Origin of the sequence: Gracilibacillus salitolerans (assembly GCF_009650095.1) — a bacterium.
GTDB classification, from domain to species: Bacteria; Bacillota; Bacilli; order Bacillales; family Amphibacillaceae; genus Gracilibacillus; species Gracilibacillus salitolerans.
In genome coordinates this window covers 2,849,512-2,875,970 of sequence record NZ_CP045915.1, presented here as the reverse complement: position 1 = coordinate 2,875,970, position 26,459 = coordinate 2,849,512, and the positions used below count along the sequence as shown (strand labels likewise).

22 protein-coding genes are annotated in these 26,459 nt (G+C 35.8%); 13 read left to right on the top strand and 9 right to left on the bottom strand.

All coding sequences use genetic code 11. The annotated features are described in order from the left end of the window. Positions 1–117 precede the first annotated feature (117 nt). Positions 118–483 carry a hypothetical protein gene (locus GI584_RS13670; RefSeq protein WP_100360136.1) on the top strand — a complete coding sequence of 122 codons (366 nt, stop codon included), beginning with the start codon at positions 118–120 and terminating at the stop codon, positions 481–483. A gap of 129 nt (positions 484–612) precedes the next feature. Here GI584_RS13670 and GI584_RS13665 read toward each other — a convergent pair whose 3' ends face one another. Then, a complete protein-coding gene (locus GI584_RS13665) occupies positions 613–705 on the bottom strand; it encodes a YjcZ family sporulation protein (RefSeq protein ID WP_100360137.1) in 93 nt (30 codons plus the stop codon). Positions 706–1,017: 312 nt separating this feature from the next. Between GI584_RS13665 and GI584_RS13660 the strand changes: the two genes are divergently transcribed. The 4 genes from GI584_RS13660 to GI584_RS13645 all read left to right on the top strand — a co-directional run bounded on the left by GI584_RS13660 (position 1,018) and on the right by GI584_RS13645 (position 4,896). Continuing rightward, a complete protein-coding gene (locus tag GI584_RS13660; protein ID WP_228552244.1) occupies positions 1,018–2,025 on the top strand; it encodes an ABC transporter substrate-binding protein in 1,008 nt (335 codons plus the stop codon). 101 nt (positions 2,026–2,126) lie between these two features. Then, on the top strand, positions 2,127–3,134 hold the full coding sequence (locus GI584_RS13655) for a FecCD family ABC transporter permease (RefSeq protein WP_100360138.1): 1,008 nt from the start codon (positions 2,127–2,129) through the stop codon (positions 3,132–3,134). 1 nt (position 3,135) lies between these two features. Then, the gene (locus GI584_RS13650) at positions 3,136–4,146 is read left to right on the top strand and encodes a FecCD family ABC transporter permease (RefSeq protein WP_100360139.1); all 1,011 of its coding nucleotides are present in this window, start codon (positions 3,136–3,138) and stop codon (positions 4,144–4,146) included. Between the two features lie 36 nt (positions 4,147–4,182). Beyond that, positions 4,183–4,896: an IucA/IucC family C-terminal-domain containing protein gene (locus GI584_RS13645; RefSeq protein WP_153791545.1), complete on the top strand. Its 714-nt coding sequence runs from the start codon at positions 4,183–4,185 to the stop codon at positions 4,894–4,896. A 123-nt stretch (positions 4,897–5,019) separates the two neighbouring features. Here GI584_RS13645 and GI584_RS13640 read toward each other — a convergent pair whose 3' ends face one another. Further along, entirely contained in the window at positions 5,020–6,177 is a 1,158-nt protein-coding gene (locus GI584_RS13640) for an MFS transporter (protein WP_100360141.1), read from the bottom strand. Between the two features lie 305 nt (positions 6,178–6,482). Between GI584_RS13640 and GI584_RS13635 the strand changes: the two genes are divergently transcribed. Next, complete coding sequence (locus GI584_RS13635; RefSeq protein WP_153791544.1) at positions 6,483–7,334, top strand: patatin-like phospholipase family protein; 852 nt, start codon at positions 6,483–6,485, stop codon at positions 7,332–7,334. A gap of 138 nt (positions 7,335–7,472) precedes the next feature. Here the strand turns inward: GI584_RS13635 and GI584_RS13630 are convergent, their stop codons facing one another. Beyond that, entirely contained in the window at positions 7,473–7,883 is a 411-nt protein-coding gene (locus GI584_RS13630; protein WP_100360143.1) for a VOC family protein, read from the bottom strand. A gap of 263 nt (positions 7,884–8,146) precedes the next feature. Between GI584_RS13630 and GI584_RS24055 the strand changes: the two genes are divergently transcribed. Beyond that, positions 8,147–8,236, top strand: coding sequence for a putative holin-like toxin (locus tag GI584_RS24055; RefSeq protein WP_228552428.1), 90 nt, complete (start codon positions 8,147–8,149; stop codon positions 8,234–8,236). Between the two features lie 398 nt (positions 8,237–8,634). Further along, on the top strand, positions 8,635–9,963 hold the full coding sequence (locus GI584_RS13620) for a CoA-disulfide reductase (RefSeq protein ID WP_153791542.1): 1,329 nt from the start codon (positions 8,635–8,637) through the stop codon (positions 9,961–9,963). 64 nt (positions 9,964–10,027) lie between these two features. Here the strand turns inward: GI584_RS13620 and GI584_RS13615 are convergent, their stop codons facing one another. Together GI584_RS13615 and GI584_RS13610 are read right to left on the bottom strand one after the other, a co-directional pair. Next, the gene (locus GI584_RS13615; RefSeq protein ID WP_228552243.1) at positions 10,028–11,191 is read right to left on the bottom strand and encodes a DUF2515 family protein; all 1,164 of its coding nucleotides are present in this window, start codon (positions 11,189–11,191) and stop codon (positions 10,028–10,030) included. A gap of 192 nt (positions 11,192–11,383) precedes the next feature. Further along, a complete protein-coding gene (locus GI584_RS13610; protein ID WP_153791541.1) occupies positions 11,384–11,632 on the bottom strand; it encodes a zinc ribbon domain-containing protein in 249 nt (82 codons plus the stop codon). A 307-nt stretch (positions 11,633–11,939) separates the two neighbouring features. Here GI584_RS13610 and GI584_RS13605 point away from each other — a divergent pair, with 307 nt between their 5' ends. From GI584_RS13605 to GI584_RS13590, 4 genes are all read left to right on the top strand, one after another. Further along, positions 11,940–15,386: an SCO7613 C-terminal domain-containing membrane protein gene (locus GI584_RS13605; RefSeq protein WP_153791540.1), complete on the top strand. Its 3,447-nt coding sequence runs from the start codon at positions 11,940–11,942 to the stop codon at positions 15,384–15,386. A 282-nt stretch (positions 15,387–15,668) separates the two neighbouring features. Further along, positions 15,669–16,559 (top strand): type II toxin-antitoxin system SpoIISA family toxin, encoded by an 891-nt coding sequence (locus GI584_RS13600; protein ID WP_100360147.1) that lies wholly within the window; start codon positions 15,669–15,671, stop codon positions 16,557–16,559. A gap of 107 nt (positions 16,560–16,666) precedes the next feature. Then, positions 16,667–16,879, top strand: a complete 213-nt coding sequence (locus tag GI584_RS13595; protein WP_153791539.1) for a hypothetical protein — start codon at positions 16,667–16,669, stop codon at positions 16,877–16,879. A gap of 103 nt (positions 16,880–16,982) precedes the next feature. After that, positions 16,983–17,138, top strand: coding sequence for a hypothetical protein (locus GI584_RS13590; protein ID WP_153791538.1), 156 nt, complete (start codon positions 16,983–16,985; stop codon positions 17,136–17,138). 183 nt (positions 17,139–17,321) lie between these two features. Here GI584_RS13590 and GI584_RS13585 read toward each other — a convergent pair whose 3' ends face one another. From GI584_RS13585 to GI584_RS13570, 4 genes are read right to left on the bottom strand one after another with little or no spacing between them, the layout of a single operon-like run. Further along, on the bottom strand, positions 17,322–18,041 hold the full coding sequence (locus GI584_RS13585) for an ABC transporter permease (protein ID WP_100360149.1): 720 nt from the start codon (positions 18,039–18,041) through the stop codon (positions 17,322–17,324). Between the two features lie 20 nt (positions 18,042–18,061). Then, positions 18,062–18,760 (bottom strand): fluoroquinolone export ABC transporter permease subunit, encoded by a 699-nt coding sequence (locus tag GI584_RS13580; protein ID WP_228552242.1) that lies wholly within the window; start codon positions 18,758–18,760, stop codon positions 18,062–18,064. Next, positions 18,757–19,611, bottom strand: coding sequence for an ABC transporter ATP-binding protein (locus tag GI584_RS13575; RefSeq protein ID WP_100360151.1), 855 nt, complete (start codon positions 19,609–19,611; stop codon positions 18,757–18,759). Before GI584_RS13575 ends, GI584_RS13580 begins: the two co-directional genes overlap by 4 nt. Next, on the bottom strand, positions 19,598–20,218 hold the full coding sequence (locus GI584_RS13570; RefSeq protein WP_153791537.1) for a TetR/AcrR family transcriptional regulator: 621 nt from the start codon (positions 20,216–20,218) through the stop codon (positions 19,598–19,600). Before GI584_RS13570 ends, GI584_RS13575 begins: the two co-directional genes overlap by 14 nt. 252 nt (positions 20,219–20,470) lie before the next feature. On the opposite strand from GI584_RS13570, the gene GI584_RS13565 reads away from it, so the two are divergent. Continuing rightward, complete coding sequence (locus GI584_RS13565) at positions 20,471–26,413, top strand: lamin tail domain-containing protein (RefSeq protein ID WP_153791536.1); 5,943 nt, start codon at positions 20,471–20,473, stop codon at positions 26,411–26,413. Positions 26,414–26,459: the final 46 nt, after the last annotated feature.

The window sequence follows — 26,459 nt, the reverse complement described above, 5'->3', positions numbered from 1 at the left end:
TAGCATGCATGAAGAACTTAGTTTTTAACGATATATTCAAGAATTTGCCTGGACTTTTGTAACATAAGTAGATAAGTTGAATATTTTAGGTATGAATAACATTATAGGAGTGATAGTATGTATCAAGAGAGACCACATCAATATAATCCGCACCATCAACAACCTTATGGTCAAATGATGGAGCATCAACAAATGGATTATAACCATCAACAAAAACAGATGCATGAAATGTGTAAAAATTACCATTTGTATTTTATGCAATTCCAAACAACAGAAGGAGAAACATTCGAGGGAATTATAGAAGACATGGATGACGACGGTGTAATCATACTCATTCCATTTGGAGATATGGAAAGAGGAGACGAAGCAGAACGTCAATATGGTTATGGTTACGGTTATTTTCCTAGAAGATTTCGTCGTTTTAGACGACGCAGACTTCCATTCTTCCTACTACGCAGTTTGTTTTTCCCATATTATTATTAGTTCCTACTGTATTTTGGATAATATTAAAAAATGTGTTAAATGCCTCTTATATAGAGGCATTTTTTTAGCATGAAATATCTTGAATAATATTTTCTTTTTGAAATCGGGTGTGCAGAGAGCGATAATTTGTTAATATTTCACAAAACTAGCTCCTATAATGATTAGAAGGATAAATAAAACGACGATAAGCGCAAAACCGCCTCCGTGATCATAGCCAGACATACATATTCTCCTCCTTTTTGTGAATTTAACAAAATCAATATTGATTCTTGTGTTAATAATATATGCAAATATATTTTATACGAATGGGTGAATGAAGGTGGATTAAAGTACATTTTTGATTTCTTGCAGACACTGCGGAAAAAGTGTAGTGGGATCAAGGATCAGAAGTCTAAGTGGTGTGATTCTATTCGATTTGGCAACGACCCCTAATTGAAATTTGTTTTCAATTAGGGGTTGTTTTTATGAGAAAGGTAGTATATACTACTTAATTGATAATGATTATCAATATTAACAAAAGGAGGAAGTGTACATATGAAGTATACACATTCAAAGTCCACGTTTTTTATTGGAATTCTGTGTTTATTCATGTTTTTCGTATTAATTGGTTGTGGGCAATCTGATGAACAAACATCTGCTGAGGAACAAGATGAAGAAAGCAATGGAGGGGGCCAGGAAACAGAGAATCAGGAACCATTAGAAGTATCTCATGCGCTGGGAACAACTACGATCGAAGAAAAGCCTGAACGAATTGTGACTTTATATCAAGGGGCAACAGATGCTGCAGTAGCGTTTGGTATCACGCCTGTTGGAATTGTAGAGTCATGGCGTGAACAACCAATATATGAATATTTAAGAGACGATTTAAAAGATATACCTATTGTAGGGCAAGAGACACAGCCGAATTTGGAAGAAATTCATCAGTTGGATCCAGATCTTATTATTGCATCTCAATTAAGACACGAAGAAATTTATGATCAATTATCAGCAATTGCTCCTACTGTTATGCATGAAACCGTTTTTGAATTTAAAGAGACAGTTGAATTGATGGGTGAAGCTATGATGGAAGAAGATAAAGCATCCGAACTTTTAAATGCATGGGATGACAGAGTGGCGAATTTACAGGATAAATTAGAAACTACATACGGTGATCAATGGCCATACCATGTATCCGTTTTAAATTTTCGAGCAGATCACGCCCGAATTTATGTGACAGGATTTGCTGGCTCAATTTTGGATGAATTAGGATTCGAAGGACCAAAAGAGCTTACTGATGACTCTCAAGCAGTCTTGAAACTAACAGATAAAGAAAGCATTACAGAAATGAATGCTGATGTTTTCTATTTGTTTATGGATGATGAGGAAGCGGTACAAAAAACGTATCAAGAATGGACAGAGCATCCATTATGGGATGAACTTGATGCTGCAAAAACCGATCAAATCCATCGTGTAGACGAAGTCATTTGGAATATGGGTGGGGGGATTATTGCCGCTAACTTAATGTTAGATGACATATCTGATCGTTTAGAGATACAAGAATAGGATAAGGAGTTAAACTCATTTATCTGTAAATCGCTATTCTTTTAGGATAGCTTCTTTTTCTATTTGTTGTAATGTATCAGAACGTGTAAGGAGTTAGTTGAATGCAAATTACCCCGAAAAAGACAAAACAAAAATGGATAGTGTTTATCGTTAGTTTTTTAATTTTTATTGTAGCATTTATATTAAGTATTTCACTTGGTCAGAGGCAGATTGCTTTGTCTACTACACTTGATGCTATTTTTTATTATGATGAATCTGTAACAGAGCATATTATTGTGGTGACATCACGTTTAACACGAGCAGTTATAGCAACCGTAATAGGGACTAGTCTAGCAATGGCTGGAGCTATGATGCAGGCACTCACTCGTAATCCGCTAGCAGCACCAGATATACTCGGTATTAACGCAGGAGCTATCTTCTTTATTGTATTAGCTATTACTCTCTTTTCGGTGGATTCCTTAGTGCACTACATGTGGATAGCCTTTATTGGTGCAGCCATTGCAGCATTATGTGTGTATTTTTTAGGAACGATTGGAACTAGAGGACTCTCTCCCATTAGAATTGTACTTTCCGGTGCAGCTGTCTCGGCATTGTTCGTTTCCTTTACACAAGCATTGCTTGTTATTGATGAACAAAGAATTCAAAGCATTTTATTTTGGTTAGCTGGATCTGTTGCGGGTAGAAGTATGGATATGCTCTTACCTATTTTTCCTTTTATCCTTTGCGGTGTATTGCTAGCACTTTTGTTAGGGGGCTCAATCAATATTCTTTTGTCTGGAGAAGATGTGGCAAAAGGGCTAGGCCAAAAAATCATCTTATTAAAGATTTTGATTGGTGTGGTAGTCGTGTTATTAGCAGGTGGATCTGTAGCTATTGGAGGTTCGATTGGTTTTATAGGATTAATTGTTCCACATATGGTAAGAGGTTTAGTAGGTCCTGATTATCGCTGGATACTTCCAGTTAGTGCGTTTATAGGAGCAGGGTTATTATTGTTGGCAGATGTAGTTGCTCGTTTTTTGATTATGCCTCAAGAAGTTCCCGTAGGTGTGATGACAGCATTGATTGGTACACCATTCTTTATTTATATTGCACGCAGGGGGCTATCCTGATATGAAACAGATCCTTCATTCAATTTACCAAAATACGATAGCGGTATATATTCTATTGTGTTTTTTACTGCTTATTGTCACGATTATGAGTCTGTCGATAGGTAGTTCTTACATACCAGTTCCAGAAATCTTAAAATATTTACTAGGATTAGCAGATGGAGAATATGAATTCACCATTAATGTACTGAGGCTTCCAAGGCTATTACTTGCTTTCTTAGTAGGTGCTGCATTAAGTGTCTCAGGCTTGATCTTACAATCGATAATTCGCAATCCTTTGGCATCTCCAGACATTATTGGGATTACAGCTGGTGGTTCTGTAGGAGCCATGCTTTTTATCGTTTATATAATGGGTACTATTTCGATTCATTGGTTACCTTTAGCGGCCATTCTTGGTGCTATGTCTATTGCGATTATTGTCTATGGACTGGCATGGAATAATGGAGTGACCCCTATACGACTTGTATTAATTGGAATTGGAGTATCTGCGGCGATGAATGCAGTTATCACCTTATTAATTGTGGTTAGCGAAACAACTGTTACGACAAAGGCATACCTATGGTTAACGGGCAGTTTATATGGGGCAACGGAACAAGATGTATATGGATTACTCCCATGGGTGTTAATTTTTATACCACTTACTTTTTTATTAGCCAAGACTATTGGTGTGTTAGAGTTAGGCGATTCGCTTGCTACAAGTTTGGGAGTCAATGTTCAGCTAATACGATTTACCTTATTGTTTATTAGTGTTGCTTTAGCTGGTTCAGCAGTTGCCTTTGCTGGAGGAATCGGCTTTATAGGTCTCATTGCACCGCATATTGCAAAGAAGCTTGTGGGTTTCACCTTTCATTCCCTTGTGCCAATAGCAGCATTAGTGGGTGGTCTAATGGTGATGATTGCAGATTTGATTGCTCGCACTGCTTTTTTACCATTAGATATACCTGCTGGTGTGTTGACTGCAGGGATTGGTGCTCCTTTTTTTATATATTTACTTTATCGGAATCGACATATCTAATGGTTAACGAAAATATGTAAGAGAGTGGTGTAAGATATGGAGAAACTTATATATGATTTAAGAAACTTTAAAATAGAGTACAATGTGATGAACGGTGTGCCGGTTAAGGATTTATTACAAGAACCCATCTGTCAACAATTCTTGCAACAACAAATGAAGAATTGGCATGCACCACATATCGTAGTAGCTGCTTCCATGTTTGCCAAGCGTTATGCGCAAATGGTTGTATCTTCTACTCTATTTAGCCTTGTTCACTATCAAATAGTCCTTTGTTTAACTGTCGATAAGGTAGTATATGGGGATGATCATACGTTACAAATTCCATTAGATGACATCCATGTACTACAGATTAATGATGAAATGAGGGAGAAGCAATACGAAAAGCTATTCCGTCAGTTATTTGCGGAACAAATCAAACCATTGTTTGAGGTACTGCAAAAAGTAACGAAGATCAAATCCTCTGTGTTATGGGAGAATGTGGCTGTCCGGATAAATTCTGTTTATCAGAAATTATTAGCACAAGATTTGACGGACAGGCAAAAAAAACAAATCTATCAGGATTTTTTCTATTTAAACAATGCAAATGGCGCTATTTTTGGCTTAAAAGAAAATCCGATTAGTCATTATATAAAAATAGGCCAGGAGTTAGAAAATAACCCTTGTCGTGAAACTTGCTGCTTATTTCATAAATTGGAAAAAAAGAAAGAAGCCTTAACTTACTGTCAAGTGTGCCCGTTACCAAAAAAGTAACTAGATATTTTCGTAAAAATAGACCTCCTTAGTTACAGGTGAAATCAGTGAGGGAGGTCTATTATCAACGAACATGAATCTTTAATTTTGGATTTTGAACGATGAGCTAAAATGAAATCAGAATTAACGCTGTCTCCTTTTTTCATTTCCTAATATGATTGCGAAAATAATTAAGAATAAAGTGCTAATCAAATAGAAAAAGCTTACCGATGGTGCGAATTGGATGAACAATCCTCCAGCAGATGGACCAATCAAGCTTCCAAAGCTAAAAAACACACCACACAGCAGGTTGCCAGTTGGTAATAACTCTTTTGGAGTCAGATCGGTCATATAGGTAATTCCTAAAGAAAACATCGATCCGACAAACATTCCCACCAGAAATAAACAGATAAATAATCCATAGAATGAATGCTCTAAGAATCCCGCTGCAGAGAAACAGATAAATCCTAACAGCAGTACAGCTGTTAATATTTTTTTTCGTCCTAATTTGTCACTCAACATGCCCAGTGGCAGTTGAAAGACAATCGCTCCGATTGCGAAGGCAAATAATAATGCGGATACATTTTCTACCTCTATCCCGATTCGAAGTGCATAGACAGGAAAATTCCCATTGAGCGACGTTTCTAAAAATCCATAAGCAAAGGGTGGTAAAAAAGCAACCCATGCATATTTCCATGCTTGTGCAAACCGTTTGAACGTATTTTTGAAAGAACTCATCTGCATATCTTGTTCCGGTAACTCATTCCTAAGTGCAAATAAAAATAGCCAACCAATAAGACTTAATCCTGATGCGAGAATGAATGGTAAGCTTTCATTAATGTTAACAAGCGGCACCATTAATGGCCCGACGGCAAAGCCAATCCCGAAAAACAAACCATAAACGGCAATGTTTCTTCCTCTTTTAGTCTCTGGTGAGAATGCAGTAATCCACGTTTGGGCACCGAAATTAAGTGCATGATCACCGATTCCAATTAGTAAGCGTAAGAAAAACCAAAACCAAAAAGTTTGCCATAAAGGAAACAATGCTAGAGAAACCAATACTAGTAGTCCACCTGTTATAATAAGTGGTTTGTAGCCGAATTTCCTTAACGGCTGCTCCATGAAAGGGGAAGCTAACAGGATACCAATATATAACCCCGTCGCATTTAATCCGTTTAAAAAAGAAGACACACCACTACTTTCAAAAATGACTGCTATTAATGGCAGAAGCATGCCTTGACTAAAACCAGAAACAGCGACAATACTAACTAATATCCAAAAACGAAATCGATTTTTTTCCATAATAATCCCTTCACTTTCTAACTATACAGATAAATATCTTACACCAAAAAACTACATAAAAGAAATCATTTGTTTCGAAAATTATAAAATATTAAAGAGCGCTTTCTCTATTTTATTTTTAAACATTAGATATGGTGAGCTCGGTTTCATCTATTGTTTAATCATAAATAGATATTATAAACATTTCGTGGAATGTAAACATATGTATAATTCCTGTTTTTCTCAAGATCCAAAACTGGAATTGAATTAACAGCTATTGTATCATGTACATGTTGTAATTTATAGGAAAGTAAAGAGGCGATATAATGGAAGACGTTGGATTGGTTTTAGAAGGTGGAGGAAGTCGAGGAGTTTACACTGGTGGAGTACTGCAGTTTTTAATGGAGCAGGACATTTACATACCTTATGTAATCGGTGTTTCAGCCGGAGCTTGTAATGGCTCGTCCTATATTTCCCGTCAAATCGAACGGAACAGAACAGTAAATATAGATTATGTTAGCCATCCTGAGTATCTTTCATTCCGGAATTGGGTTAAAAAGCGGGAACTGTTTGGTATGGATTTTCTATTTGATACATTACCAAATGATCTAGTTCCTTTTGATTATCAAACTTTCAATGAAGCAACAGAAGAGTTTGTGGTTGGAGTAACAGATTGTAAAACTGGGGATCCATTGTTTTATCATAAATCAGACTATGCGAATGATATGCTTACACTTCTTCGCGCATCAAGTTCTCTACCGATGGTAGCACCAGTTGTACAGTATGATAATCTCGCTTTGATGGATGGTGGAATTTCAGCACCGATTCCCATTAAACAATCAATAAAAGATGGTAACAGAAAAAATGTAGTAATCTTAACGAGAAACAGAGGTTACTACAAAAAACCGCAATCACCCAATTGGTACATACGGAGAAAATATCAGGAATATCCTGGCCTACTCCATTCCTTGGAAAAAAGACATATTGAATATAATGAAACAATCAACTATTTGTACGAAGAAGAGAAAAAAGGAAATGTCTTCATCATTTCACCGACAGAGAAATTAACTGTCGGACGCATCGAAAAAAATAAGAAGAAATTATTAGATTTATATCAGAAAGGCTACGCCGATGTTAAAAAAGTTGAAGAAGAATTAAAAGGGTTTTTAGCTTCCTGATTGAAAATTGTTAGTAATCTGTTCCACTGGTTATCTTGATTCCCAATGACTTTGCCTTTACCAACAGAGTCTTTGAACGTATTAAAGTGTGAGCTGCCAATAAGTCAAATAGTGACTTGCTGGCAGCTCCTTTTCTCCTTATTCCACGTAACTTTCATCCATATAAACAATTTCCCAAATATGACCATCTAAATCCTGGAAGCTCCAGCCATACATAAATCCATGGTCTTGCTTCTCATTAGCGCGGCTTCCACCAGCTTCTATTGCGTTATTCACCATTTCATCTACTTTTTCTGGGCTTTCAGCAGATAATGCGATTAATACTTCTGTTGCTTTCGTTGCGTCTACAATTTCCTTTGAAGTAAAGTCTTGAAATCGTTCTTCTTCTAATAGCATAACAAAGATATTATCATTTACTATCATGCATGTGGTTGTTTCATCTGTAAATTGTTGGTTAAACTCAAAACCTAATGCACTAAAGAATTCGACAGATTTTTTTAAATTCTTGATGGGTAAGTTTACAAAAATATTTTGTGATGTTAGACTCATTTTCTTCCACCTCTTTTGACATATTTCATTCATTTTACTTTAAACAAGTCAGAGAGATTTCTTATATCTTGCTATATTTTTAAAGTGGGAAAGACTTCTATTTGATAAGCCAGCTTATACAATGGAATATTTAAATCAAATGGTAGAAGTAGGGATAAGCATGTATGTTCTTGATTAGTAGGGTATGTTATAATAATATTGGATAACGTTCTTTTAGGGAAGGTCGGCTAATCTCCGGTGAAAGGGGGTGATGCCTCTTGGGGATGTACGAAAGTTTCATGGTGTTGTTTAGTTTTGGAACTTTCTTGATTGCATTACTCGCCTTGATCATATCGATGATCAACCGCAAATAGACCTCCCTATTTACCCTGACAAGTGACTAGGAGAGGTCTATCGCTACAGATGGCCGAACCCTTTCTGGGGGAACCGCTTATCCAAAGCCCACAGTTACCGCTGTGGGTTTTTAGTAGTAGTATATGAATTACCTATCATAATTATAGCAATACTTTGCTAAATTGTCACCCATTCTGCTATGAAATGGAACAGGAGATGTGCCCATTTTTATCACTGTTTAGAAAAGGTAGATGAGCTTCTTCTTCCTCATATTCCAAATCGTGAGTTTCACAAAAAGCTATTGCTTCTTGTTTATATCTTTAATCACGAAATTCATACCAATCACTTGCATGGAAGAGTGGGGTATAATAAAAACAGGTTATAAGAAATTTTCTTTTATAGAACGGAGTGTTCGTGGATGAAATACGTAATAATTGGTGGAGTAGCGGCAGGAATGAGTGCTGCAATGGAAATAAAACGGACGGATGACTCGGCTGAGATCACGGTGTTGGAGCGTGGAAAAGATTATTCATATGGACAGTGTGGGTTACCGTATGTAGTCAATGGACTGATACCGTCTACTGAAAAAGTTATTGCAAGGACCGTTGAAACCTTTAGAGAAAAATATGGTATAGACGCGAGAGTACATACGAAAGTGACAAGTGTGGATACAGAAAACCAACAGGTCTTTAGTTTCTATCTAGATTCAGACCAACCCTTTACTTTAACATATGACCGCTTGTTAATTGCAACTGGTTCTGATCCGATTTTGCCGGAATGGCCTGGAATGGATTTAGATGGAATCCATACGTTAAAAACTTTAAGAGATACAAATGCATTGATGGATGACATAACGGAAAGGGTAGAACACGTCACGATTGTCGGGGCTGGCTATATCGGACTTGAGATGGCAGAAAGTTTTCGATCAATTGGAAAAAAGGTGACGCTAATTCAGAGAGGTGATCAATTAGCGAAAATTTTCGATGAAGATATGTCAAAGCTAATTGAAAAAGAAGCCGTATATCATCAGGTCGATATTAAATTGGAGGAAGAAGTAACAGGATTTTCTGGTAAAAACCGTGTGGAAGCAGTTATGACTGACAAGGGTACATATTCAACTGATTTAGTACTGGTTAGTGCTGGAGTTAAACCGAATACAAAATTTCTGCAAGATACCGGGATTCAGATGAACCGGGAAGGTGCGATTCGTGTGAATGCTTATATGGAAACCTCGATTCCAAACGTTTATGCTGCTGGGGATTGTGCTACACATTATCATATCATCAAACAATTAGATGACTACATTCCATTAGGTACTACTTCGAACAAGCAAGGTAGAATTGCTGGAGCAAACATGGCTGGAAATCCGATTACGTTTAAAGGAATAGTGGGAACATCCATTATGAAATTCTTTGATTTAGCTTTAGGACGAACCGGAATTACAGAAACAGAAGCAGAAAGATTGAGTATACCCTATGAGGTTGAAATAAGAGAAGACACTAATCATGCAAGTTATTATCCTGGAGTAGAAACACTACATACTAAGTTGATTTATCACCAAAAAACCAACCAATTATTAGGTGGTCAGATGATTGGAAGGCAAGGTGTTGACAAACGCATTGACGTACTGGCCACTGCTCTATACAACCAAATGACCATCCAACAGTTGCAAGACCTTGATCTCGCATATGCACCACCATACAACAGTGTCTGGGATCCATTACAAAAGATTTCCCGTAAAACGTAGGATTTCATCTTCGTATAAAAAAACAAAAGACTTCCACATCGGAAGTCTTTTGCCAACATTACGCTTATTTACTCATAGGTCCTTTAGCAAGAATAGCAAGCTCCACCTTTTCCAATGATTCACAATATTCTTCATAGATATTTCCATTTACTTTGGAAGGATCTTTTCGTAAATAATGAATCACTTCCCAATCAGAATACCAGTCGCCTTTTTCCGCAGGTTTCTGTTCGACGTTACTCCAGGCATTCTCTAATGTAGGACTGTACAAACGATTTGCCCCAGGTATAAGCTTACAATTACTTAAACTCTCTTGAAAAGGTTCACCAGGATTAGACTCGTTGATATCATTAAAAATATACGGCCAGTAGTCTTTTCTTGATCCGGTATGTGGCTGCCGCAGTGCCATATCATAAATATTGGAGAAGAACTCATCATCAAATAATAACTGATATAATCGTTTGCCTAATAGGATCCGCTCTTTTAGTGAAGCAAATTGATGTACAGATTGCCCGATCATTTTAACTTGCTTTTCATCTGAAAAAGGAAACAGTATTTGATTCAACTCTAATAACTCCTGCACTTTAAACTCTAAAGACTCCATTAAAGTAGCCTGATAATCTTTGTTCTGAATCACTCTGTCTTCGATATAGTTTTGTTCATTGATAATAAGTGCAACAGATAGCTGATAATTATCCCTCTTCTGATAATAGATATCCCACATTACTTGCATAAAATAGGATATCCCGAATTGTGGAAGTAAATAGAATTGATTTTTATTCGTTCTAATACTTTCTTCGTATAAAAGTAATTGAGGATATGCATCATGAAAAATAAGCCAATTACTCCGTTCTAAAAATGCAAAAAAATATTCCTGCTGCTCTTTAGTCATCAATCTTGTCAATAGACTACCTTTCAAATCGGTCATATTCCAACCTGCATTACGTGACACCATATGTGCCAGAAATGCCCATTCGATGGCAGGGTTTCTTTTGAAAAAGTCCAAATACGCTTTCGTCCTGGTAATATTGTTAAGGTTGTTTTCCCTCGTCTGACTCTTAATAGATTGTACCAGTTTCGCTTCATGATTGGTAAGATTACTGACATCAGTAACTGTTTCTTTTTTTTGCTGTAATGCTTTTTTGATTGGCTTCAATTCATTTGGTAACCGTTTAAATTGATCAAATATTTGCGATCCCTCCTTTGTCATATTTATCACGGTGCTAATCATCCGTCAAACCCCCACGGGAAGTCTCACTTTATACATAGGTTATGTCTTCCTATTCTTATGTTTACTAAATGCTCACGGATTTATACAAAAGTGATGTTGGCTGAAAAGATCGATAGGACAGATCCTCAAGAGATTGGAGTGTCTCTAATGATCAATCCATATTGCACATAATCCCTATTATTTCTGAGCTTTTTACAACAGTGGGTGTAGGACAAGAAGAGCTACTTTAAAATTATTCTTACCCAAAAAACAAATCCAAATGTTGGATCCCGTAGTAGATTGTTTATTATAAAATTCAGAATAACCACAGTCCTCACAATATACAACAAGAAAGCGATTATTTTGTACATCAAACATTTTGGAAAGACCAGTCCCTGTCATCGCTACTTCTTTTTGTGCTGCTCTCGTGCTTCCGCATTTAATACATCCTTTGTGTTCCACTTATCTTCATCCCTCCTAAAATTCCAACTGATTACATTTTCAACAAGTATTCTTTACTATTATTTACCGAATTAAATACAAATACGTTTCATTTTGGACAGAAACAGTATCACTTATTCCATACTATTGTTAGTCTAAATGAATACATTGCTTAGACAATGACTATATATACAATTTTGCATTTATTAACTAAAAAAATGATATAATGGTAGAAATTGAGAAAATGGGTGTTAGGGAAATAGTTAGTATTCTGCTTTAACCTAAACTAAATAAATCTTTGTATAATTTGATCGAATGAGGTGAGTGTGTGCGTGATATTTCTAAGACGGAAAGAGAAAAAGTAGTAGGACAAGAAATGGTGACATTATTGAAAGAAGGATATATTAGTGAAAAAGAATTCAGGAAAATTATGACATCTTACAAACAATACATGTATCATCAAGAACAGATAGAAGAATACAAACAGTATGACGAGCGAAACACCATTTCAACACCTAAACAACAACCCGAAGAACAACCTGATAAACAACTAGTGAAAAAGAAACAGGAATTCAAACAACAAAAGGAAAAAACAGCGGAGCAAATAAGAGAAAGAAATATTACATGGCTATTAATTCTAGGTGTATCTTTTTTATTAATTAGTGGATTAGTTGTTGCAACTAGTTCATGGGAACAAATGGGTGCCGTATTAAAAGTGGTGACATTACTTGGTGTTTCGGTATTTTTCTTGGCATTGAGTGGTATATCTTCTTCATTTTTAAAAATTGAAAAGACAGCTTTTGCTTTCTTAACTTTAGGGAGTTTATTGCTTCCGATTGCTATTATCGCAATTGGATACTTTGAATTGTTTGGAAGTTATTTGAGTTTATCTGGTGAAGGGAGAAACTTGCTTGGCGTTATTTGTACGTTACTTCCATTGCCCTTATATGCTAGAAATGCAATGAAGAGCCAATCGCGATTATTCGTATGGATATTTTTCTTGTTTATGTCTTTTTTTGTCGGTTTTGCTATCGCAGCGACGAAGGTATCTGTAGATGTCTTTTATTTTCTTATTATGGTCTTTAATGCGGTACTATTATATGGCTATCATCGATACCATAATCATAAAACGTTTCATATCTTTATTAAAGAATTACCAGCATATGCTCAACTAAATTTAGTCATTTCTACTTTATTAATGCTTTTCGTCTTTGATCAGGCCTTGTTTTATAGTTTTAATGTTTTGTTGACAGCATTAATTTATATTGCGATGGTATTTGTCTATAACACGAAGTCCTATCAATTTGTTTTCTCTGCCTTATTTGCATATGGTGCCTATCAATTAACAGAACATTCTTGGTTACAGTCGATCGACTTATTTGTTTATGGTCTGATCGGTGTGGGTTATCTTGTCTTCGCATATTTAATGAAAAAAGACGCCTATTTATCAAAGGTGTTTCACTATACAAGTGGAGTTATTTCAATGTTTGCTTTTATATATATTAGCTATCAAGGACTTATAATAAGAGAGAATCAGGATTCTTGGATTTTATTACTAGCCTATATAACTATAGCTTGTACTTATGTATACCTTGCTAATATTACAGAAAGACAGGTATTCCGTTGGTTGGCTCCGATCTTTCTTTATACATGTGGACTACAACTATGGGACTTAAGTGTACAGCCAATCATGGATAACAGTGTACAACTATTTATGTTTATTTATGCAAGTATATTGTTTATAGGGATAGGTGTTCGAAACCAGTATAAGTATCTTCAAGTTATCCAAATGAGTACGTATTATTCATCTATTATTGTGATGTTGTTATCTGTTATGTATGGTTTGCTTGTTGAGGCATACATGCAAGTATCTTTCATGTTTTTATTGTTTGGTTGTTTAGCTTTGATTGTGTCAGTTTCTCAATCACAAACTAAAAAACAAGTAGCAGATTGGGCACATGGGATCAGTTGGTTGTTCGCAATTCTCGTCTTATATCCTGAACTAACGGTGCATGTCTCTGCTTACCATGAGAATTTTAATATGCCATTTCATATGGCTGTTTCAGGCTTGATTTTATTGGCTATTAGCGTGGTTTGGAAAAAAGTAGAGAAATACGCATTAGCACAGTCTGCCTTTTATACTGGTCAGTTTAGTTATTTAATGGCAGTACTTCAGCTAATGAATGTCTATTCAATAGAAGAGATGTATGTACGACCTGCTATTCTAATGGTAGGTATTGGTGTGTCTGTTTGGTTGGTTAGATATGCACGACTTGATATGCTTTGGTCAATTGTTGCTGTAATAACGTTTGCTTTTTATACGTCATTACTCAGTACCTTTTCTATAGAGACATTTGAATCGATCGTATGGTTTATGTTGTTTGCTCCGGTGCTTTTATTAGGGATTGATCGGTTTGCAGGAGAATATGTGAAAGCTTTAAAAGTTTATTTCTTTTGGCTTGCTCATATCGTTCAATTGAGTGTTCTTATGTTAGTTATCTTAGATCAATTGTTAGGACAGTCAATTAACCCAATTGTATTATTAATTCCCTTTTTGATATACCTTTATTGTACGTTTACCAAGACAATAGAATGGCAGATAAATTTGTTTTTATATTTAGCATTGACAATGGTCATTTTGTTGGTGACAACCAATATTGCCTATTATGACTTGTTGGAATATATTCCATTTGCTTACTGTTTGATAGCCTCAAGCGTTTTGCTAGTGATTGTATGGTTCATAGTGAATTTTGGTTGGAAAAGAAGAATGGAATGGTATATTATTCCTTTTGCGAACTTTAGTCTGTTGATGGTAATTTCACTCGAAGAAATGACAACCATAGTGGAAGTACTTAGCGTAATAAGCTTTATAATTTTGAACCTTTACTTATTACACGTGCGTAACTGGTCGATTGCGACAGTGTTCCCGTTAACATTATCCATTTCCATGTGGGAACTTCAACATTTGGTGGTCGAGGATATAGCTTTATTTTTTATAAGCATAGGATGTTTTATTTTATTGTTATTTTCTGGAAAGTACTTATACAGACAACTTTTTCAAAGAGATGCACAACAACTGCTGATTGACTGGTATTCGGTAGTTGCTGTGATGTATGTAGGTTATTCTTTTCATTTTACGGATGCAACTGATATTGTTTGGATTCGGATTATCCCATATCTATTGCTTGCTTTATGGGCATTTCTACAAGTTAATCGTATCAGCCAAGAGCTAATGCGGAAAACCCTTGTCACATTAGGGGCGCTATGCTTTTTACCATCTTATTATCTTGTTTTGCAAGAATATCTGGTATATATATCTGATTTATTCCATGCAGAATTGAGGGTATTACCTGTTCTTGTACTATCTATCGTAATGGCAAGAAAGACGTGGAGAAATTATCAAAGCATAATGACACATATACAATCAGTCATTCTCGTTTTTATTACAATCTATTTAGTGGTTGATGCGATTCAAAGTAATACAGTATGGGATGCGCTTATTGTCGGTATTCTTTCATTAGTTGCATTGCTGACAGGTATGAAATTTCAAATTAAATCCTATTTTTTGGTCGGGCTTGGAACACTCCTTTTTAATGTAATCTATCAAACGAAACCATATTGGGGTAATATGCCATGGTGGGCGTATCTGTTAATGGCCGGTATAACATTAATTGCCATCGCTAGTTACAATGAGTGGAAGAAACAAGGACAATCAGAAGGAAAGCTAGAGAAGAAAATTAAAAAAATCGTTACTAGATTAAAAGAGTGGAATTAATAAGTGTGTTTTTTCGAATAGTTAAAGAATACTGACCTCCGGGATAAGGCCTATGTTTAAGTATGCGAGTTCTAAAGTGTTGATAGGTTTTGACACTTTTTAACTCGTTTTTTTTGCTTGATTATCATAACTATAGGTTTTCGAATAGAAAAAGCTTTTAGTGAAGAATGAATTGCATTTATCAAGCATAAGCTGTAATAAGGGGTTTTGGAAAAATTAGGGCATTGGAATATCGTTTGCACGGGAAAACTATCTTCTTTATTGGAGAGGTTGTGAATAAAGATGGAGAAAGAAGCACTTGTAATTTCGATCTTAGTAGGGGTTCTCCTGTCATTTATATTATTCGTGTATATCCAAAGCTTGCGGAGTTTTCATAATAAAGAGGATAATCGTTTTAATGAAAATTTATACCAGTATCGAAAAACACTTTATGTTTTGTTTGTATTATCAATAGGTACTTTGTGGTTAATCGAATTCATTTCTCTCGACGATTGGAAAAAGTTAGTAATACTAGCGGGGTTGGCTATCTTTATTGATATATTTGTATTTTCTACTCCAACAATAAAAAAGATTTGGAGAACTGAATTTCAAAACTATGATCCATTAAAAACATATATACAAGAGAATAGTTTAATAGAAGAAAAGCAACAAGATAAGTTAAATTATTTCTCACAATTGCTACAAATCGCCCCATTTATCAAATCCGATATTGAGAAAAAGCAGCTTGATTTTCCAAATTCACTAAATTTATTTCTCAGTTATTATGCAGATACTTTTGGTTTACGTGTTCATCTATATGAGGTAAAGCCTAAAGATATTGAAACCGAATACGAACCTATGGAAGTTTTTATAAAAACCATTCAAACCATTAAACAAACACATACATTGGACTGGGGAACTATGCCAGTTAACTTAGAATTAGACAATGAGGTTAATACTGATAGGCTTGTAATGGATACATTATGGAACGGAGATATTGTGGCATTGGATCGTGAAGAAAAACATGGGAACGGTATGGCTCATATTTGTCCTGTTTTTGTCGGGGAAAATCATACGTTTATTTTATTTATAGAAGAGATTCATCAAAGAGTTTATGAGATGGATGCGTTGTTTATCACCAATCTTGCTTGTCTTTACTGTTTTCTGGAAGATCAAAATTTAGTGAGAAATTAAATAAATTAGTAATAAATAGTGAGTTTTTCCCGTAAAATGATGAAGAGTATCTTAAAATCGAGGTATTTTAAGAAAAAAGATTTAAAGAAGTTGTGAGGAGGAGTTTTGTGATTAAGAAAGTGATGGAATCTAAGTCAAAAAGAGATAAAGGGAAGGAACTTAAATCGGATAATTCGAATACACTATATCAAGAAACAACTCCCTTAGGTGATATTCTAAATCGTAAAAAATCGCCAATAACACAAATAGCGGAGGTATCAAAAACCCGGTATACGAAAGATCTGGAGCAGCTACGGCAAAAAGCATTAAAAATGTTATAGTGTATAAGCGACCCCTTTTCTTTCTAAGTAGTGTGATAAGGGAGATGGGTTGTATTTTTTTTTGGTTAAAAAGTATGGAGATTGATGGGGAGAGATGGAAGACATGACGAAAATCAAAAAAGAAGGCACCGATCTCATCAAACGAAAAAAAACCCCTAAAATTACGCAATGGAAAGGAAAGACAAGAGAAGAGAAACGTCATCAGGCTATGTTAAATCAAATTAAGAAATTACAAAAAAATGATCGGACTTATTTATAATTTATCTGATTGAAAGTGATGAGTATTCGGTTACGCAGAATGGAATATAATGCTTGGATAAAGTTTTCACTTCAATCCAGGCGTTTTTTTATTGGACGAGTAATTAGAGCTCTAGGAAAGTTATAATGTACAGTAAAAAGTGATTTAATAAAGAGTAGACCTTATCATTTACATTAGTGTTATCTATTCCATTCGCTTACGAAACAATCGTTCAAGAAAAACAAGCCAAATTAGTGTGATTAAAAAACCAGCAAAGAGGTTCCACCAATAACTCCCACTATCTGATTCTAAAAATACTTTCACTGGCCAGTAAACAGGGAAAAGCATTGTAATATTAATGAGAGGGTGATTAATTAAGTAATGGAGCAATGGTGCGAGAAGCATAAGATTTACCACTTTAGTAAGTGCTAGTCCCTCTACTTTATTGGAAGCAAGGCTTGCCAACAACATCGTCACGATAGGTGATTGTAATGCGAATAACACAGCTATAGGGAGGAAAGTAAAAAAGTCCCACATAACAATTCCCTGTAATAATACTACAGCAAAAGACATCAGAAACGTAACGATTATGGGAGCAAGTATTCTTGCAAAAAGGTAACCTGTTTTTGTGACTGGTGTAACAGCATAAAAGAGTAAAACACCTTCATCACGTTCATCTAAGATAATAAATCCATAGAGGATCCCAATCATAAAAGGTGCCATTAGTAATGCCAGGCTGACAATGATCCGAAAATGCGGCTGTAATGGAAAAGATGTGTAGGACAGAAGGGTGTTGTGTAATTCCGGCAAAGCGAAACGGATAACTGCTATTAATAGGAATATACCAAATAAAGAGAATAATAATAATGGTTCACGTTGAATATTTTTCATATCACCTATCGATAGTAATAACATTTTTTTCATCAAAGTTTCTCACCTCCATATTACGAAAAGCATTTTGTTCGTAAAAATCGTTGAAATGAATGATAGCTTAAGACGTAAGAAAAACTGAGCCATGGCATAAAGACAGCAATCGCATAGATATAATCCTGCACAGTAAGATTATCCAACGCTCCTTCTAAAAGAACGAGAACTGCTTGAGTTGGCAGTAAGTAGAACAATACCGAATCTGTTATGTTAAAAAAACTCAGTAATGGCAAATAAAAAACGATAACAATGAGTGGTGATGTATATAAAAACATGTTTACGGAATCAACACGGGCTGCTAATAAAATGCCTAATAATGTAAAAAATATCGAACAAAACATGACCGCTATTAAAAATGGTAGGTAATCAACATGGTGTTGATGAACAACAAAAAAGATAATCGAACTTGACACCATTGCCAGTAACGTTAAAGATAAGACCTTACTGATTAAATAGTCATGAATGCGTATTGGACTAACAAATAACGTATTAAAAATCGATTGATCCTTTTCCAGTAAAACTAATCCCCCAACAAAGAAAAAACCTAAAACAGATGGATCGGTAAATATGATAAGGACTGATGTTTGTTCGACATAGGAAGCAGGTACTAATAATAACAAGCCGATATATATGACGCTTACAAGAGCATAGGCAGCATAAAAACCATGACGAAATTGAAAACGAACATCAAATGTAAAAAGTTCAAGATTTTTCATAATAACTTCCTTCCTGTCACCTTCATAAATATATCTTCCAATGATGCTTCTTGTGTATGCATGGTGAGGATCTCATGCTGAGCTAGTATATGTTGAAATTGCTGGTTGTTATGAAGCGTTTTTAGTGAAAAAAGCTCTTGTTTGATACCTGATGGACAACGATATTCAACTTGTAATGCTTTTTCTCCATAAGCTACTTTTAATTGTTTCGGTTGATCAATCAATGCTATTTCTCCATCCACCATAAAGGCGACACGATCACAAATTTTATCAGCCGTATCCATGTTATGAGTCGTGAGGATCACCGTTTTTCCTTTTTCTTTTTCCAATAAAATAAGTTCGCGTAGATTCTTGGCATTGGCTGGATCTAATCCTGAAGTGGGTTCATCTAAAAATAAAATATCAGGGTTGTTTAACAATACACGGCAAAAATTCAAACGCATTTTCATCCCTTTAGAATAATGGCTGAATCTTACATTTGCAGCATCTGCCAATCCTACTTTTTCTAAAAGTTCTTGTGGATTTTGTGTCTCACTTTTATATAATTTGCTGAAAAAATCTAGATTTTCTAATCCGGTGAACTTTTGATAAAAATTAGGGAACTCAAAACCGACACCGATATGTTCATAATAATCAGCGTTTAATTGATGAAGTTCTTGTTGATTGATGTGGACGTTTCCCTGATATCCTTTTAAAATACCGATTAAAATTTTTTGTGTAGTACTTTTTCCTGCACCAGATGGACCTAAAAAGCCGAAAATTTCCCCTTTTGCTACTTCAAAAGAAATATCGTGAATGGTATTATTTGTTTCACCTGGATAACGATAGGTTACATCTTTAACATTGATCATCCTCATTCGCCTCCTGAATCAGACCTGCCGCCAGACACTCTGCAAGTAAATCTACAGCGTCTTGGTACACATCCTCGCCAATTTCTTTCTTGTGAAGCAGAATAGTATAAAATCCTCTTAGTGCTGCAGTGATCGTTGGCGTGGAGCGGTTCACCATACAGTTATTTTCCTGCCATTTATTAATTAATGGGGATAGTACCCATTCGTCTTGTTCCGCATGTTGTTGCAATCTTTCTGGAGGAAGTTTCCTGACGAGATGTTCTATACTTTCTCCTTGAAAGATTCTTTTAATAAATGGATTCTGATCAATCAATTCTATACCATAAAGCAGCATCTCTTTGAAAGCTTGCCGTGTCATATTTTGATTATCGACCTTATTTAGGATTTTTTGTTTGATGTTGGCTTCTTCGATTTCCAGAATATCAAAGAAAAGTACTTCCTTTGAGTCAAAAAATTGATAAAAAGAACCTTGTGCAATGCCGACAGCTGAAGTCAATTGTGTAATACTTGTTTTTTTGACACCGAATTCTGAAAATAACTGTTTGCCAACATTGATTAACTGTTGCCGAATTGTGGTTTTTTCATGTTCCGTGAATCCCTTTACCATTAAAATTCCACCCTATTGAATATATGAATATTTTATATTTTTATTCATGTTAAATGTATACCAGTTAGTAGGTTTTGTAAATAAAAACTTCATCGTAATTAATAGAACGCCATGCTGTACTCAAATAGTGAATAAAAATCAACCCGAAAAATATTACGAACTTTTTACATAAGTTTACTAGTATTTTACTTTAGATTAACACTCAACTTGTATAGTAAAAGAGTATCGAATAAAAGGAGGGAATGACGAATAATGAGACAGAAATGGACAAGCAGACTGTCACTTCTTGTTATCTTTTTGTTAATCTTCACTAATGTATTTACATATGTTCCTATTGCATATGCCAATACTGATAAAGAGTTGGAACAAGAAGGAGTTACAGTTGAGGAAAATGGTGAAGCTGATTCCAGTGAAAAACAGTATCAAGTATCAACTGAAGAAAGTTTAGAAAACGAGACATCTGAAGAAGATCCATCTTCAACACAAGAAGAACAAGTACATAACGAAGAAACAGGAGAAGAAAATCAGCAAGCTGAAAAACAAGAAGAGACCAATGGCGAAGAAGTAAATGCGGAAGACAGTGAAGAAAATTCTGAGGAGGGCGCTGATTCGTCACAAGAAGAAACAAACACCGATGAGAATACTGAAACTACTGGAGAAGAAATAGAAGCACAATCCACGATCGACTATCAAGCACTTCCAACGCTTTTGCTAACTGAAATAATGCCAAATAATGATGGTGCAGACAACTTTGAATACTTTGAGGTATACAACAACAGCAATCATACTGTTTTATTAGACTATTATACCATTGCATTACGTTATACGGATGGCAGCGGTAATGATACAGCTTTCAAATTTCCTGAAGTATCGATTCCAGCAGGGGAAATACTTGTTTTTTGGCACAATACAGAGCAATTAAGTGTAGATGATTTTAATACTCATTACTCAACCGAATTAACAGAAGATCAAATTGTTTCCTATCAAGGAACTGGCTTTTATAATAGCGGTAATCGCGGGGTTGTTATTAAAGATGACAACGAGGAAGTCGTAACCAATAGTTATCTTGAAGAGGATATTGCTTCTGGAAAAGTTATTACATATCAATACCCAGCTGAATCAATAGAAATGGAACCATATCAAACGATGGCTGAGCCAACTCCTGGTATGGTGGAAGAAGATCAAATACCTGAAGAAAAAGTAATGACTGAAGAAATCGATAAACCTGTAATCCAACATACTCCAGTAACAGAAGCAAAGGAGGGTAAAACGATCACAATGGAAGCAGAATTATCGAGTGAAGAGGATAAAGTAAGAGGAACCTTACATTATCTTTCAGATGAAGGGTCATTTGAACAAGTTAACATGGACTTGGTTGAGAACAATATGTTTGAGGCAACCATTAGTAGTGACAACGTTAAGGCCGGTGAACTGGAATATTTTATAACAGCAACTAATCCACTACAGCGTGCGCGTTATCCAGAGCCTGACAGCCAAACGTTTACCATTGACGTAACAACAATAAATAAGTTAGAAGAGAACTTTCAACAGTATCCTCATTTACTTATCACCGAAATTTCACCGAACACGGCAGGTGGAGGAACAGACTACTTCGAATATTTTGAGATCTATAATAACACCGATCAGACCTTATCCTTTAATCAATATGCTCATATTTACTATTACACGGATTCTGGACGAGAGATACAATTCCAAGTTCCGGCAATAGAAATTGAATCTCAGGAAACACTTGTTTTCTGGTATAACAATGGAAACAATACATTAGCGGATTTTAATGCTCATTTTTCTACCAATCTATCAAGTGAACAGGTGGTAGAAGTAACCGATTCTACATTTCCTGGTTTTGCAAATGGAGGAAATCGTGCATTAATCCTAAAAGATGCTTCACAAGAGCAAGTAATTTATGCAGATTATGATGGGGCAGATAATGATAATACGGGTGCAGTAGTTCAATATAAATACCCGTATGAAGGAACAGAAATGACTAAATTAGCAACCTTAGCAACTCCTACACCGGGAGCGATTACAGACGAACAGGTTCCTGCTGAGGTGGTCATTATTGAAGAGCAAGAAGAAGATACAACTGCTCCAGTAATAACGCATCAATCAGTATCGTCAGCAGATGCTTTTTCACCAGTTACTATAGAAGCAGAAGTAACAGATGATCTGGCGATTCCTGATGCAACCCTTTTTGTAAAAAATAAAGATTCAGAGTATCGTAGTTTATCAATGACCTCTGATTCAGATGATCCTGGTAAATATACCGTGGAAATTCCAGGCATATATGTGTCATCTGACTTGACCTATTATATAGAAGCAACAGATGGTGTAAATACTGAAAAAACAGAGGAATTCACCATTTCTGTTTCGCAAAATGAAGTGGATACTCAAAGCTTACCACCATTATTAGTAACGGAAATTGTCCCGGATTCTACCAATGTTGGCTCAGCAGATGGCTACGAATTTATCGAAATCTATAATAATACGGATCAAGACATACCTTTTGAGCATTACAAAATGCAATACCGTTATGGCAGTGATCCGGCAAGTGATGTCATTTGGCCTTCTATTCCAGACAATGTTGTGATCCCTGCAAACGAAACCTTAGTATTCTGGATTATTAATGGGCAAAACAATGATAAGAAGGTAGAAGATTTTAATGCGAACTATGGATCTGATTTAATAGAAGATGAAAATATCGTGAGAATTGAGTCAGCAGGTATGGCAAACGGTAGTATGCGTGGGTTAATTGTTGCTTCCAATGTTGGTCACGAATATTCGGTTGCTTATTACAATGATCTTGATACTACAGATGATACGATGCCAAATAAAGGAATTGTATATAAATATCCATCAGATGATTCGAATGTAATGGAAAAGGTAAGTGCCGGTACACTTGATGCTACGCCAGGTGTCGTGGAAGAATTTCAGGTGCCATCAGAATCTGTTCAGGTAGAAGCAGATGAGACTTCACCAGTTATTGAAGATGTGACGAATATTGATGCTATTAACCAGACAGATGACTTAGATGTTATCGCCGAAGCGTCTGATCAGAAAGAATTAAAAACGGTTGCTTTATATTACCGTACAAATGATAATCAAACATATCGGAAAGCTTTTATTGAAGAAGGAGAAGAGGAAGGAGTGTTTTCTTATCGTATCTATGCTCCTGAGATGATTGGAAATAAAGAAGTTGAATACTATTTTGAAGCTTCAGATGGCGTAAACACAATAACGACAAGTCCAGAGGCGGTAACGATTGAAAGTAATTTAGATGACAGTCCGTTACGCTTAAATGTTGAAGAAGACCAAGTTTTAAATGAAATTTTTGTACTGAAAGGAACGTCCAATATTGATCAACCAACTGATATGGAAATGCTTATTGATGGAACACAAGTACCATCAAGTTATGCAGCATTGGAGCATGAAGCCTATTTTGCTTTTGAAGTAAGTGGAATTAATACGTATTTCCAAAACGGTGTGACAATTGGAGACGACGTCATTCATATTTTTGATGACTGGATGGCTCAATGGGAAACGATCACAGTACCGGTAGATCCTGATTATTTAGCTATTGGTGAAAATACGATCACCATTCGTGCAGGGAACAAAGCAACTCCATGGGAAGGTGATCCTGGTGAAAACCGTGATGACTATAATCTACGCAATGTACGTTTAGTTCTGGCAGATGGTACGATCTTGATGGATCCAAATCATCAAGACCCTGACAATGTATTAGATATGGGGGATGATGGTACATATCGGATTGCAGAAGAATTTACGTTTACCATCTCAGAAGACCATACAACCTCCATTGCTTATACATGGGACACGACAGAAGCAACAGATGGTCAGCACACGGTAGAGCTAACTGATTCAGAGCAAACAATCCAAGAAGAGGTACTTGTTGATAATACAGCTCCAAATATTGAAGCAACAGTTGAAAATGGACAAACATACAAAGGTGCCTTTACGATTGATGCGGTGATTAATGATGAAGTTTCTGGGATGGACTCTCACTTTGTTGAATTGGATGGAGAAGAGATAGAGATACCTTATGATACATCATCAGGCGAGCTTTCTAGTGGTGAGCATACGGTAATCATTACAGCTACAGATCAAGTTGGAAACCAAGGAAGAGAAGAAATTACTTTTTATACTGTTGAAGAAAATCCGGAAGTACCTGAAAATCTATCAGATATAAAAGACGGCGAACCAACGTTGAAAGTTCGTGTGGATGATCCGATGGGAGATAAGGTTGATGTTGGTTTTTATCAAGGATTCCAGTATAAACCTTCTGATATAGATTCCGTAGTATCTTATCAAGGTGCTTCACCTGTTGAACCACCAAATACAAATGAAGTTGACCATTCAACCTTAATGGAGGAGCAGGACATTTCGCTTGTCTCTGAAAAAGACGGCGAGTACTTAGTGAATGACGCTACAACGGAATTTCCATATCATCGTTTTGACGTAACACTGGATGACACAGTCGATGAAGATGATATGGTTGAATTAGAATGGAATGGAAATTCTTTAGCAGGCAGAAAAGTCACCATGTATGCCTGGAATGTTGAATCATCGAAGTGGGATATTGTTGATTATCAAATTGCCGAAGAAGAGGATTTTATACTGAAAGGTAATGTGGACGTTGCTTCGTATCGTAACGATAATCAAATTCAGGTTATGATTCAAGATGAAATACCTGCTAATCGCGATGAATATGACTATACTTTTGTCTGGATGTCAGATACACAATACTATTCAGAGAGCTATCCTTATATTTATGAGCGCCAAACAGAATGGATTGTGGAGCAGCAAGAAGAATTGAAAATTGAGTATGTTTTTCATAGTGGGGATTTAGTAGATGAAGCGGATCAGGAATATCAATGGGACCACGCTGATGAATACATGAGAACATTAGATGATGCAGAAGTACCTTATGGTGTGCTTGCTGGAAACCATGATGTATTACAAAAAACAGAAGACTATAGCGAGTACTATAAATATTTCGGCGAAGATCGTTTCGCAGACAAGCCTTATTATGGCGGGTCATATCTCAATAACCGTGGTCACTATGATTTAATTTCTGTTAATGGAAATGACTATATTATGGTTTATTTAGGATGGGGTATCGATGATGAAGGGATCGCATGGATGAACGAAGTATTAAGTCAACATCCGGACCGTACTGCGATCTTAACATTTCATGAGTATCTCCAGGCGACTGGAACACGTCATCCGCTTGGTGAAAAGCTATATGAGGAAGTAGTGCTGCCAAATGAAAATGTTATAGCTGTTTTATCTGGTCATTATCATGAAGCACAAACGTTAGTTGACGAAATCGATGATGATGGGGATGGTAATCCTGACCGGACTGTCTATCAAATGTTATCAGACTATCAGGCGGGTCCAGAAGGGGGACAGGGCTATATGCGTCTGTTACATTTTGATACGGAAAATAATCGAATTTTCGTGAACACTTATTCACCATATATGGACGATTATAATTACTATGATACAGATGAACATCCAAATAAAGATGAATTTATTATCGACTTAGATTTAACAGCCAAAGAAAAGCGTGTTGCAACAGATAGTTTTGCAGTTAATGTGTATACAAGCAATGAAATTGGTATGGTAGAGGATGTAGCAAGTGGAGATACTGCTGAAGCAATATGGACCGGCCTTACCGAAGGAGAACAGTATTTCTGGTATACTACGGTGACTGATGACTACACAGGTGAGACTAGATCACCAATCTGGTCTTTTGTAAAAGGTGAGGATGATATACCAGATCAAGAGACTGGAAATGGTGATAAAGATAAGGAAAAGGACAAAGATAAGGACAAAGACAAAAACAAAAATAAATCTGAGAAAGATCCAGGATCTAAGCCTGACTCGAACTCTAAATCAGATTCAGAAAAAGAAGACGATTCAGGTGATAATCTAAAACCTGAGAGTGATGAAGTACAGAAAAAGAAAGGTACAGAGAACGAAGGCGATCAACAAGATGAGAGTAGAGATGAACAATCAATCTCTATTAGTAACGATAATTTTAATCTTCCAGATACAGCAACAAATGTGTATCAATATATAGCATTAAGTATCATTTTATTTATCGTTGGAACCATTTTATATATCAGAACTAGAAAACAAATACAAATAAATTAAATGATTTAGAAGAGATGCAGTCAAATGTTGCATCTCTTTTTTCTGT